At 50.1% G+C, this 11,513-nt stretch carries 22 protein-coding genes; 21 read left to right on the top strand and 1 reads right to left on the bottom strand.

The window, feature by feature from the left end; all coding sequences use genetic code 11:
• The 14 genes from KOO63_05775 to KOO63_05710 form a co-directional block, all read left to right on the top strand.
• On the top strand, positions 1–252 hold a 252-nt coding region (locus tag KOO63_05775; protein ID MBU8921310.1), incomplete at its 5' end, for a hypothetical protein.
• A 51-nt stretch (positions 253–303) separates the two neighbouring features.
• Positions 304–1,347, top strand: coding sequence for a hypothetical protein (locus KOO63_05770; GenBank protein ID MBU8921309.1), 1,044 nt, complete (start codon positions 304–306; stop codon positions 1,345–1,347).
• 108 nt (positions 1,348–1,455) lie between these two features.
• Positions 1,456–1,662, top strand: coding sequence for a hypothetical protein (locus KOO63_05765; GenBank protein ID MBU8921308.1), 207 nt, complete (start codon positions 1,456–1,458; stop codon positions 1,660–1,662).
• Positions 1,663–1,925: 263 nt separating this feature from the next.
• Positions 1,926–2,273 carry a hypothetical protein gene (locus tag KOO63_05760; GenBank protein ID MBU8921307.1) on the top strand — a complete coding sequence of 116 codons (348 nt, stop codon included), beginning with the start codon at positions 1,926–1,928 and terminating at the stop codon, positions 2,271–2,273.
• Positions 2,274–2,429, top strand: coding sequence for a hypothetical protein (locus KOO63_05755; protein MBU8921306.1), 156 nt, complete (start codon positions 2,274–2,276; stop codon positions 2,427–2,429).
• Between the two features lie 265 nt (positions 2,430–2,694).
• Complete coding sequence (locus KOO63_05750; GenBank protein ID MBU8921305.1) at positions 2,695–2,901, top strand: hypothetical protein; 207 nt, start codon at positions 2,695–2,697, stop codon at positions 2,899–2,901.
• Positions 2,888–3,256, top strand: a complete 369-nt coding sequence (locus KOO63_05745; GenBank protein MBU8921304.1) for a hypothetical protein — start codon at positions 2,888–2,890, stop codon at positions 3,254–3,256. The genes KOO63_05750 and KOO63_05745 overlap by 14 nt, the downstream gene beginning before the upstream one ends.
• Positions 3,257–3,393: 137 nt before the next feature.
• Positions 3,394–3,735 carry a hypothetical protein gene (locus tag KOO63_05740; GenBank protein ID MBU8921303.1) on the top strand — a complete coding sequence of 114 codons (342 nt, stop codon included), beginning with the start codon at positions 3,394–3,396 and terminating at the stop codon, positions 3,733–3,735.
• Complete coding sequence (locus tag KOO63_05735) at positions 3,728–4,042, top strand: hypothetical protein (GenBank protein MBU8921302.1); 315 nt, start codon at positions 3,728–3,730, stop codon at positions 4,040–4,042. The genes KOO63_05740 and KOO63_05735 overlap by 8 nt, the downstream gene beginning before the upstream one ends.
• On the top strand, positions 4,035–4,667 hold the full coding sequence (locus KOO63_05730) for a hypothetical protein (protein MBU8921301.1): 633 nt from the start codon (positions 4,035–4,037) through the stop codon (positions 4,665–4,667). The genes KOO63_05735 and KOO63_05730 overlap by 8 nt, the downstream gene beginning before the upstream one ends.
• Positions 4,667–4,825, top strand: coding sequence for a hypothetical protein (locus KOO63_05725; GenBank protein ID MBU8921300.1), 159 nt, complete (start codon positions 4,667–4,669; stop codon positions 4,823–4,825). Before KOO63_05730 ends, KOO63_05725 begins: the two co-directional genes overlap by 1 nt.
• Before the next feature lie 214 nt (positions 4,826–5,039).
• Positions 5,040–5,909: a hypothetical protein gene (locus KOO63_05720; protein MBU8921299.1), complete on the top strand. Its 870-nt coding sequence runs from the start codon at positions 5,040–5,042 to the stop codon at positions 5,907–5,909.
• A gap of 1 nt (position 5,910) precedes the next feature.
• The gene (locus tag KOO63_05715; GenBank protein ID MBU8921298.1) at positions 5,911–6,336 is read left to right on the top strand and encodes a hypothetical protein; all 426 of its coding nucleotides are present in this window, start codon (positions 5,911–5,913) and stop codon (positions 6,334–6,336) included.
• Positions 6,337–6,494: 158 nt separating this feature from the next.
• Complete coding sequence (locus KOO63_05710; GenBank protein MBU8921297.1) at positions 6,495–7,124, top strand: terminase small subunit; 630 nt, start codon at positions 6,495–6,497, stop codon at positions 7,122–7,124.
• Positions 7,125–7,839: 715 nt separating this feature from the next.
• On the opposite strand, the gene KOO63_05705 is transcribed toward KOO63_05710, so the two are convergent.
• Entirely contained in the window at positions 7,840–7,995 is a 156-nt protein-coding gene (locus KOO63_05705; GenBank protein ID MBU8921296.1) for a hypothetical protein, read from the bottom strand.
• A gap of 734 nt (positions 7,996–8,729) precedes the next feature.
• Between KOO63_05705 and KOO63_05700 the strand changes: the two genes are divergently transcribed.
• The 7 genes from KOO63_05700 to KOO63_05670 all read left to right on the top strand — a co-directional run bounded on the left by KOO63_05700 (position 8,730) and on the right by KOO63_05670 (position 11,413).
• A complete protein-coding gene (locus KOO63_05700) occupies positions 8,730–9,140 on the top strand; it encodes a hypothetical protein (GenBank protein ID MBU8921295.1) in 411 nt (136 codons plus the stop codon).
• A gap of 64 nt (positions 9,141–9,204) precedes the next feature.
• Positions 9,205–9,489, top strand: a complete 285-nt coding sequence (locus KOO63_05695; GenBank protein MBU8921294.1) for a hypothetical protein — start codon at positions 9,205–9,207, stop codon at positions 9,487–9,489.
• Positions 9,490–9,662: 173 nt separating this feature from the next.
• The gene (locus KOO63_05690; GenBank protein ID MBU8921293.1) at positions 9,663–9,956 is read left to right on the top strand and encodes a hypothetical protein; all 294 of its coding nucleotides are present in this window, start codon (positions 9,663–9,665) and stop codon (positions 9,954–9,956) included.
• A gap of 172 nt (positions 9,957–10,128) precedes the next feature.
• Complete coding sequence (locus KOO63_05685) at positions 10,129–10,425, top strand: hypothetical protein (GenBank protein MBU8921292.1); 297 nt, start codon at positions 10,129–10,131, stop codon at positions 10,423–10,425.
• Positions 10,422–10,574, top strand: a complete 153-nt coding sequence (locus tag KOO63_05680) for a hypothetical protein (GenBank protein MBU8921291.1) — start codon at positions 10,422–10,424, stop codon at positions 10,572–10,574. Before KOO63_05685 ends, KOO63_05680 begins: the two co-directional genes overlap by 4 nt.
• Before the next feature lie 25 nt (positions 10,575–10,599).
• A complete protein-coding gene (locus KOO63_05675; protein MBU8921290.1) occupies positions 10,600–11,145 on the top strand; it encodes a hypothetical protein in 546 nt (181 codons plus the stop codon).
• Between the two features lie 28 nt (positions 11,146–11,173).
• Positions 11,174–11,413: a hypothetical protein gene (locus KOO63_05670; protein ID MBU8921289.1), complete on the top strand. Its 240-nt coding sequence runs from the start codon at positions 11,174–11,176 to the stop codon at positions 11,411–11,413.
• The last annotated feature ends 100 nt before the right edge of the window (positions 11,414–11,513 follow it).

Below are 11,513 nucleotides of genomic sequence, written 5' to 3'. Positions count from 1 at the left end.
CAGGTACGGGCGCTGGCCCACGATAAGGTTGATAACATCATGTGGATAGGCACCCTGTCTGGCCTTGCCGCCTACGAAACGGGCCTGCCGTACCCTGCCAGCGCATTCCGCTCTTACACCACGAGTTCCACCAGCGACAGCCTGGGTAGTGATATCATAACCGCAGTGCGTCCCGACACGGCTGCGAATAAAACCTGGATCGGCACAGGGGAAGGCCTGTACCTACTGTACGAGAGCAGCAAGGTGCCTTAAACGGCAGTAGTAGCAGCATGCGATCACAAACTTCACCGGGAGGGTGATAAGATGGAAGCGAATTGGGGGCCAGTACCAACGTTTTTACTTGATATCGAGAAGGAAGCGCGGGAGGTCCGCGCGGAACAGAAGTTGGGTAAGATTGTGCAGCGCCTGGAAAAACCACGCCTACACCTAGAGACAACGAACACAAAAAACCGGACCGCAACAACGACTCCAGCACCCATCCCTCCGAGTGCAGCCGATAAGTCCGACCACGCTTTTATCTCCGTCCTGTTTAATGACCAGTACTTTATCGTAGCCCGTCAGGGCATAAAAGACTGGAAAGTTCTCAGCCGTATCCCCGCCTCTTTCGCCCCGGCAGTCGCCTCTGTGCTTGAGACAAAACAGGTATCCTACCCTGAAACACAAGGATATCGAAAGGTATTGGAAGATGTGCGTGCCACCTGCACCCGGTTGCAGCGGGAGAACGCGCAGCTTAAGGCCGATCTGGATAACGCTACCAGCCATGCTGCTGCCAACGCCGTTGCCGACCCCGCCGACAAAGCTCCGAAGTTTACGCTGAATGATACAGTCAAGGAATGTCGAAAGTTTCTGGATACTAAGCTCACAACGGCACCCACCAAAAACGATAGCCCTGATGTGAAGTGGGTGGAGCGCACGATAAGTAACAGGCGCAAGGCGATTAATAATTTCGATTATACTACTGCGAGTAATCTTACAATAGAATTGGCGCGGAAGGGCGTTCGGTTAATTGATACCGCCGATGGTACACGCTGGAAAATTGATGTGGCTCACACGCTCTTGCAGGCGGCGAGAGAGGAAGAAGAAAAGAAGCAGGGCGCAAGGATAAAAGAGCTACGCCGCAAAGAGAGCGGGGAAGACTCTATACTTCATTCTATAGAGAACCTCAGCAAGGGGATGAAGTGCAGTACCTGCATGTACTACGTGGCAAAGGTCGGCCCTCAGAATACGATACCGATTTCCCCCCGCGTAGGCCGCTGCCGCAGGAACGCGCCGACAATGAGCGGCTGGCCGGTAATGTTTGATTCTGATTTTTGCGGTAACCACAAACTTGATGAGAGTAAAATTTAATGAGCGACAATCTTTATCACCGAGAGTACCGCAAACGGGCAAGGTTAACTTCTGAAAGGCGATTATATACTTGACATACCTCGCCTTTAACGCTACAAGGGGGATAAGATGAATGGCAATGGCTTAACGCATGAAAAGGTAACGCAAATAATTCAAGAGACGGCGGCACAGATAAAAAGTAAAATTGGTGACGATCCTTATGATTTCGGAATAATCGTCTGTGGGTTAAGCGGCTATTCGGATATTGGCAAGCTGCTTGCCATCAAGGGCGTTTCTGAACGAGTTCGCCAGCGAGGCCAGCAATTGTCTCGCTGAGTTGATTGATTTCAATGGGGATTGAGCGAAGAGCGCAAGAGCCTTTGTTGATGCCGGACATCCATAATTCGCAGCCCTCTTTGGCGCAGCCGCCTTGATAGAAAGGACAAATTTTTCCTTATTAGTTTTTTGCGTCTTGGTATTTTGTACGGCTACGGGATTATTTGTGGTTCACGAGTGCTGGTGGCTTGTGATTGGTTTTGCTTCGTATAGCTTCGTAATTGGCGTTGCGGCCATTGTGAAGGCCATTCAGGAGGCAGCAAATGATTAGACTGCTCGTAACAGCCCTGCTGCTGTGCGCGCTGCCAGGGATGGGGCAGGACGTTCCTGGCTCGCGCCTTGATCGCATAGAGTCGTTGGTAGAGGTAACGAGTTGGCGCACGGCACACCTGCTTGCTCAGCGGGATTCTCTGGTCGCCCGCATCGACAGCCTTGAGGCGAAGCTGGCGCGGGCGCATGTGGTGGCGGTGGTAGACTCTGGCATGGCAACAATAACACACAGGGCATATATGCAGCAAGGACGGGAGTCAATTCCGATTGAGGGCACTGAATATACAACAAGGGAGATGCATTACTTCACCCGCTACGAAATATCATTCGAGGAGGAATAAATGGAACAGCTAACGCAAGAAGAAACTGAGCGGTGTGATGGTTGCGGAGAGGAAAAGACGGTTACTTTTCTGCCCTGGCTCTATGATATTGGCGGAAACGAATACTGCCTCTGTGCTGATTGCATGGAGGCTATGCCGGGTAGGCTGGAGGAATAAATGAAACAGTTAACGTTTACTGAGGCTGAGCGGTGCGCAAGGGCGTGTAATAAGACCTTTCGATTTGAGTCAATTCCTCTCGATCCCGACTTCTGGTTCCCGAAGCTGTGGGAAGCTGGGGTAAACCATAAGAGCCACCAGCATACTGGGGACGCTATACGATTCGTCAAAAAGCTGCTAACCGACATTACATATACAGCTAAGTTTCCCGTTTGTGAACTCTGCCTCGCCTTGTGCGGAGCCATTGAAGCGTTGGAGGCAACCGATGCAGAACATTGAAATGATAAAGCTTGCGTTCCGATTACTTAAAGATGAAGAAGTGGGCGCGGCAATGGCTGAACTTGTAAAACGGGTTGACGATTCCGCTGTACGACCGGCAGACAAGGTAATAGCGTTGGTTGCCCGGCACTACTTAGGGGTAGAGCAGTGTCGGCGCGAGTGCGAACTGGAGGCAACCGATGGACAGGAATGAGAAGCTGGCAAGGGCGTTGGAGATGTATACAAAGTATCAACCATCGAAGGGATGTAAGTGCCCTTGTTGGTATGATAAGGACGGGAACGAGATTGTGCGGGATGGCGATCTAGAAGCCTATTTCAACTCCCCCGCTGGCCGTGAAGCTGTGCGGGAGAAGGTGCGGGAAGAGTGGGTGCATGGGGAAAGTATACATCCTCGTCAGGTGGTTCAATATGATAGGGCCACAGGAACTCAGATAGAGTTGCAAGAACATGTGGATGGATCGTGGCAAGTTACCGAGGATGAAGGCTATTTCAGTTCAAGTGCCACCGCCCTGCTCTGGCTGGCCGAAAGGAAGGTGAGGGATGAATAATTGGCTCCCATACTCAGATAGATGCAAGTGCGGCAAGAAAGTTGAAACGGAAAGTGGGCTATGTGCAAGGTGTGAGGGCAGGCGGATGGCTAACGAGATTATCAAGAAGTGTCGCCCGATACTTACGGAGGCAACCAATGATTAACCTACTACTTGCAATGACCTGCGCGGCCTGCCTGAGCGCCGCCCCAATCGACGATGTACTTGACGCTGGTGTCTATACTGCAACTGACACCACGGCTGAGCAGGTGAAGGCGCGGGTGAACATCGACTCCCTCCACCTTGAAGCGCGGCTTGAAGTCGCTGCCCTCCGAGCGCGGGTAGCAAAGGCCAAACAACTAATCCTGTATAACTTGGAGGCCAAGAACTGGAACCGACTGGATGTCTTGATGAAAATCCTCAAGCGCGATCAGTTGAAGCTGGTCAAGGCGAGAGGGAAATTGCAGAGGTTGTCCAGATTGGAGGGCGAAGATGATTGACCTGACAAAGTTTGAGGGCCACACGCCAGGGCCGTGGAAGGCTGAGATGTGTTTGGGCAGAAGCTACGCTATTGATGCTTACTCAAAAGGAGAGATAATATTCAAGGAATTGGCTTGTGTATCGGGGGCAACAGAAAGTGTTGCTAACGCCCGCCTCATCGCCGCCGCCCCTGACCTGCTGGCAGAGGTTGAACGGCTACGAGCTACACTTCAAGGGATAGCCAACCTCAAGGGCATGGTTCCATTGCTTGTACTGGAGAAAGCGCAACAGTTAGCTGCCGCAGAACTGGAGGGCGAAGATGGCTAAATGTGATAAGCATGGCAGGTACGATGGAGTAATATTTGAAGGTTGTCCGTACTGTGAGCTATTCGCTGGCCGTGCCCGCATCAAAGAGCTTGAGGCTGGGGTTGAACGCCTTGCCAACGCCCTGCTGCGGGAGCTGATGCGCCAAGAGTGTAACTGGTACAGGAGGGATGTTGCCGCTTACCTAAAGGGGATGACAATGAGTGACGGATATTCCGACTACATGGCCGCAAGAGAAGCTGAGGTTCGTGAGGCCGTAGAATCTGCTGAATGGTTAAAGTGTGTGAAGCGGCCCGTGCAGGTTGAATTTGCCGTCCCGTCAGCGCCCCTTGAGATTAATACACTTGAGGGTACTCATAAGTATGATCCCGACAAGGACGTTTTAATCCGAGGGATTAAAGGCGAATTGTACCCCTGCAAGAGGGATATTTTTGAGGCAACATATACTACAAAGGGCCAGCCCGCCGGGCCGAGCGCAGAGAAGAATATTTGGGGAATGACACCAACGCAAGAGGTGCGGTATTTACTCACTATAGTCGATGAAATATTTAGCGTGGACGGTTCTAATATGGCTTCAGCCGATGTGTGGAAATGCAGACGTGCCGCTCTGCTGGAAAGGAGTGAGTGATGGCCGACCACGATAAGATACTTATGGCACAGCATCAAATGCGTAGAGACTTGGCAAAGACAAACCCAGAAGCGGCTGCGACCGTATCTTTTAAGTCTGAGTACGAACGGGAAAAGCTAACGAGCAAGACTCTTGCCGACAAGGAGGCTGATGAATGAACCAGGCTAAACGTGAGGCGTTCTGGATCCTGCAACATTGGATGCACTTGAGCGCAAGGGGTTAATTGTGTCCACAAGGCGGACGTTGCCAGGGAGATTCCCGGTAGTGATAAAGAATTACTCCGTCCCTATCCCCATTCACTATGAATGGTGTTCATGGTTAGAATAGCAGGAAAGAAGATGTGCGCCAGTGCCCTCACTGCAAGACGGCGTATTGGAACGTGTCCAGGAAGAACAAGCCAGACGTGTCGTAGCTGTAATCGTTCTAAAGGAGACAAAATTGCTTTGGTTCCAGCATAAATCACAGTCGGCGGACAGCCCGTTTATTTCCGAGTTGATAGAACTATTCGGCGGTGACGGTTACATGGTATATTTTGTGGCAATGGAGATAATAGCAGACAACTTTGATGTTGATTCTCCGGGGGAAACGACAATAAGTTGCGCCTTTTTCCGCAAAAAAACGGCACTTTCTCGCCAACTTTTACTCAAAATCTTAAAATTTTGTGATAAAAAAGGCCGTCTTTTTGTAACTGAAGAGGGAAGGCATTTAACCCTTAACTGTCCTAAGTTTGCCAAGTTATGTGATAACTACACACAGACACTACTACGAAGTAAAAAAGAAGTCGATACGAAGTTACTTAATTCCCCTCGCGCGAGAAGTAAGAAGGTAGAAGAAGAAAAAGACTTAAAGACTAAAAAGAAACCCTCAAAGAAAAAGACAAACGGCAAAAGCATATCGGCTTCGCCTCCTTGTGACCCTGAAGGCTCACGACAGATCGGTGAGGATGATAATGTTATTCCCCTCATCTCACACATAGAAAGGGCTGCCAACAAAGCACACAAATCTGACGAGTATGAATACCACTACGAACTCTTCTGTGATCTCTGGCCCTACGATATTAGTCCAGAGCAGAAACGACTTGCCTATATCACATGGCTTGAACACTGGCATGTGAATATCAGGGAAGTAAACAGGAAGCTCAAGAAACAAATACTCGATAGCAAGCAACCCAAGGATGATATCGTTGCCTATGTGGCCTCATTCAAGGGCAAACAGCTACAACACGTTGAAGGAGGATGGTAGAATGGAACAACAATGGGTGGTGGTGGTTCTGGCGTTGATAATAGTAGGGCTTGTGATCAGAACCCATAAAAGGGAAAGGGCTTTACGGCTTGCAATTACCCAGCAGCGCGCTATGGGAGAATGCGCAATTAACATGGTTTCGTCCCTTAAGGTTTATGTTGTGGCCTGTGCGACTCCGGGGTTAGTGGTGTCAGTGTTTGACAAAAAGAGTGCTCAATTTATCAGGGAGAGGTTCTCCGAGGGGGAGTGGGAAAAGTACGGGATGGGAGAAACGGCAATGTTGTACGCCAGAGCGTATTTGTATAGCCACGACAGACTGGCCATAGTAATAAAGCCACCCAGCGATCAAGAAGAAGACGAGAAAGAGATTAGCCGATTAATCGTTGAACACAAGTACTCCAAAGGAGGGCGAGATGAAGACCAATAATAGCAAACCCGTTGAGATTTTTATGCGCGCCGTATCAGAGGCACATAAAACACTTAAAGATGGATAACAACAACTCACGGATGCTGACCAAATTAGCAATAGACTAACAAGATGCCTATCTCCAATTTCGTAGATGATGACGAAGAGGATTACTAACGATGGCGGGTAAAAAATCCATAGTCAACAAATACGGCTTAAACGCCTATCAGGAACAGTTCTGCCATCAGTACGTTATTAACCAATTCAACGGCAGGCAGTCTGTCATTGATCTTAAGCCCGCCCTTGCTCGTAAATCCGCTGGCGTAGAAGCCTCCAAGTTGCTAACCAATCCTATTATAGTCGCCAGAGTAGAGATGATTCTCGCCGCCAAGATGAAAGAGATGCACATCGAGGCCGCTGACGTTGTGCAAGAACTTGCCAGGGGAGCCACGTTCAACATCGAGGACTTTGCTATCTGGGATGGCGAGGGTAACGTAACGATCAGGCCAAGCTCTGAGATCAGCAGGGAATCCAAGAGCGCTGTTAAGTCGATTAAGCAGACCGTGACAACAATATCACAGAAAGACGGCTCAGACATCACAAGAAGCCGGATGGAGCTAACGTTCATCTCGAAGGAGAAGTGCTTGGAACTCCTGGGCCGCTACTTTGCCATGTATGTTGATAAGCGGGAAATCCGGACAACTTCAGACTTGGTCGAGAGGATGAAGGAGGCTGACGAGAAACTGGAAGAAATACGTGGTAAGGGCAGTATAGAGCTATTAAACGACAATTCCGCTGACGGGCCTTAAACGGCTTCCATAGCCGCTCTGTGCGGGGAGATCGTGAACTTTAGATAGTAGGGTAAGGAGGAAATATGGACACGGAGAGAAAAAAGCCATTGTTGTGTAAAATCAGGTGGCATAATTGGGGGCCATACGATAAACTCCCCTCGCCGCACCCCGTTACCCCGGTCAGAGTCTGCGCTGATTGTGGACGCAGAGAAAGGCTTTTATACAAGCCAAGTCGATTCTTTTTCGAGGGCAAGTGGGTCGTTGATAGCAATAAAAAGGCCCGCCGGGGCGGGCCGTCCATCATTTGCGGAACGTTTCTATCAGCCAGCCTACGGCGAGGGCCATAGCAAACCAGGATAGAATTGTGAAGAAGAATTGAGCGTCAGGGTAATGCACGATAGTTTTTCTCCTTGTGGGCCTTGCCAGCGTTGTCTTGCAATCAAGGCAGTTGTAGAGCCGGAGCTTGGGGAGGTCAGGCCCGAAGTCCTGGATGCCAAGAAACTTCTGGCGCTTATGTTTACAGGCGGCCACGTTAATCCTCGTCCGGGTCGAGTTCTAATGCGTCCACCCGCCTGTACTCGGCAGCGTCAGAGAAGTCAAGCTCTTCGACCGGCTCTTCAGGGGGGAAGCAAAGCGTGATGCCGGGGCGCTGGTTGCTGTTCATTTGCTGCTCCTTGGCGTAGGGTGAAGAGAAAGCCGGGCGGCCTGTACAAGCGCCGCCCGGCAGGGGTGGTTAGCTGCCGATTATCCGTGCGATTGTGTCACGACAGTCCTGTAGCCTATATGCCTCATCCGTTGTGATACCGGAATCTCCGCTGGCTAAAACAAGCAGCAGCAGGCTCCTTATTCTGGCAAGCTTATCAAGCGTTTTATTTCTATTGGTGCTCATTGCCGTCCTCCTGCCGGGAGTGAAAGTGAACTTCTTACCCTTACTATAAACAATTTATTACAGGATGTCAAGGGCAATTGACAAATAGTTTATAATTGCCGATAATATAGCATTGGAGGGATTATGAAAAATTGTGTTGTACCATTAACGATTGTCGCCATAATTATATTGTGGTGCGTTATCACCACCACCAAGCTGTCAAGTCGTTCGATAGAGAGGTATCTGGCGTGCGACACGACAGCCAACGGCAAAGTGTACGGCCTTGTCGTTTGTGATACAATATATCCCAATGAGCAGCCGGTAGCAGTTGGTACATGGGGCGACAACTGCCAGCTTACCCTCCAAAGAATCAGAACGATTCATATGGAATGGGAGCGCATTAAATGACAATCTCGATACCGCTACAGCGCTTGCGTGTCTGGTGGGAAACGAGGGTACGCAGTGGGCATGAGGTAATGCATCAGCCGTTCTTTGCCGGTCTCCGAAGCGGGAAGCTATACGCGGTCAATCGCGGAAAGAACTGGCCCATTGGTGAGAGCGAAAGGATTATCGGACGGTTGGTCGAGGTGAAGCCTCTGGGTTCTACTGTAACCACCTCTGGCGTAATCTGGCGGGAGTATCACGTGGTTGGTATTAATGGTCGGATACGAAAGATAGCCAATACGCGCAGTAAGAGCACAACGCTCGGCTATACCCTGCCCTAACTAACCCATTACCTTAACAGGAGCTTGAAGATGTTTAAGCGATTGGATGAACCCGTAGACTTCAGGCCGTTCCACGATAGTGATATCGTGACCCCCGATGCCTCGTTTGAGCGCGTGGGGTGCCCTGGCGTACTCTGTCATCTGGTTTTCATGGACAACGCCGTGCAGTGTCTGCATGTTGAGCGGTCAACACTCGCAGAGGGCCGGGAAACGCGGTATCACCGCCTGAACGGCTGGCCGGTGGAGGTTGTGCTTGCCGCCGCTGAAATCTATGCGGTGAAGGCGGAGCCGGTAGAAGTACAGCCTGAAGACGTTGATCCCACAGAGACAACGGGCAAGAGACTCAAGGCCAGGGCCGTGGAAGTTGGCTGCGAGTTGAGCAAGGGCGCTACCAGCAAGGCCAAGATGCAGGCAGAGATCAGGGCGCACCTTGGGGAGTAGTCAAAATTAATGGCGATTATATACTTGACGTACCTCGCCTTCAACGCTACAGGGGGATAAAACGATGAAAGGCAAGAAGAACGAGATTGAGCAAGTAATTGAGATATTCCAGCATGTTAAGGCTAACGGTGAACTGATACAAGATGAACATAATGACAATGAGGGTGATGCGCGGGCATGGCAATTGGGCGAACTCGTTGCCTATCGAACAAATCATACCTGTGGTGTTTTACAAGCACCAGATGACAGAGAAGACGGCAATTTAATTCTACATTTGGAACATGCAGCCGCTTGGCGCGTTGCAGACAGATTATTCAAAATCCTTACGGGGATCATAAAACAATCCTGAATTTTCACAGTCTTTACAGCCTTCGCCCTTGCAGTAAGGGCATGTGATGAAATGGGTTGGATTGGGACTTGTAAAAAAACCTTATAGCGAATTTGCAGAGTGTCCTTTTCGGATTGGATTTGTCTTAAACGATCTTCGGCTTCCTGTTTTACTTTTATTAGGAGTGCGTTACCATGCCCATTGAAAAGGATAATTGCTCCGGCGATAACAATCACGGCGACAATGTAGCCCAACAAGAGATTCCCATTGCTAAGAAGTATTGTAATAGCAACCTGGCCTATCCCAAAAACAAAAAAGAGGCTATATTTAAATCTATCCGGGGGGATGGCCTTCTTGGTTTCTTTCTCGGTGGTTTTTTTGCCACTGTCATTCATTTGATACTCCGTAGCTTGAAAGGTCTATTTCCAATATACATCCTTTGCGGCGGGTATGTCAAGTATATAATCGCCATATTTAGCGGTGCGTAGATTAACGGTCTATGCACAACAACGGCGCTTGTGATGGTTACAGGCACTACAAATAACCCCAGAGGGAGGTTGATGTGAAAGAATACCGAGAAGTAAGAAGGGTTCCGTTCTGGATATGGCCCGCAATCTGGGTTGTCTGCATTATGGTGGGTATCTTCCTTGGGAGGCTGTTGTGACCGCCAATATAAAGTCAGGCTTGATAACCACCGCTGTCTGCGTCTGGATTCTGGCCGGAGTGTTCGTTGGCTGGGCTGCGCTTCTCTCCTGTGGCGGTTCTCTTCAGCCCGATGCAAACCAAGTCGATATCCTGAAACTTCGCAACGATATTATGGAACTCAGGACTGAGGTCTACTTCAACCGGGATAATGTACTGCGGACGGTACAATACCGGCTACAGGATGCCGGATTTTGTCTCGTTGCCGCCGAAAGTGCCAACCAGATACGGGCGCTATTCAGGAAGAGGCGGTGAGCATGATGTACCCCATTCACTTTGACCTCAAGCGGCTGGTCATGGATGTCCTCTGGTGGGTGCTGGCGAAGTTCATTCTCGCCGTGGTGGCGGTAGCCTGTGTCGGCTATTGCCTTGTGCTGCTGATCTGGAAGGTTCTGATAGGCTAAACACTCCTAAAGGGGAGAACAGACAATGGAAATCGTAGGAGCACCAGAAACATCACGTGAGCAAGCGATAGAGGTTGTAGATCGATATACAAGCCAGATAGGCACGATACCCAGAGATGCCGCCGAATTTTGGTGGCGTTCAGAAACCCTTGATGGCGTGAAGGCCGCGTTTGATCTCCCTGATGACGCACACAAGGGTATGGGAGCGGAAGCCCTTGGCCGCGTCAGCCAGTTTCTCACCGATCTTGAGGCGCTTATCCTCATTCCCTACGAGCAATACAGAAGGCTACCGGAGTTGAAGAAGGTATGGATAGACGTTCTGCTGCGCTGCTACGACCTGATGCGCATGGATATGAACGTCAATGTCGGCCCCGGTTACTATGCTTTCACCAGCTTCGGCCTTGCCGCCGCCCTGTACGGCAACCACAATGAAATCAGCGGGCAAAACTCGTACATACCGCCTGGTGGGAGTGAGAACGATATCCTTGAGGCGATGAAGAACCGGAAGGCAGCGGCCTACTTCATTAGCTGCTGGCGTGAGGCTCTTGAGCGGGGGGTGAATTGTGATTAGTCGGAAAGAGTTTTTTAAGGAGACAACCGTGAATCTTAAAGCAATGGATAGCGCCTTTAAGCGGTGGCGTGAACACATATCCGGGGAGGTGGAGGACGATGAGGAGACAAATGAAGTTATTTTTGTGGAGTTCCTGAGCATTGCCACCCTCCTTCAGCACTTCAATCGCAATGTTCACATGCACCACATAGGGATGAATAAGGCTATTGCACTACTTGCCGATCCTAACGGGACAAACCATCAACTCGACTCGTTACGGGGTGGGTGATGATACTCGATAAAAATGGGAACCCGGCGCGATTCAAGCGCCCAATGACGCAAGGCGAGAAGAGATATATGTTTTGGCTGGTTGTAGCCCTTATTGTGAT

The organism is Candidatus Latescibacterota bacterium, from assembly GCA_019038625.1.
Taxonomy (GTDB): domain Bacteria; phylum Krumholzibacteriota; class Krumholzibacteriia; order Krumholzibacteriales; family Krumholzibacteriaceae; genus JAGLYV01.
The sequence above is the reverse complement of the archived record's forward strand: the minus strand, read 5'-3'. Positions and strand labels throughout refer to the sequence as shown.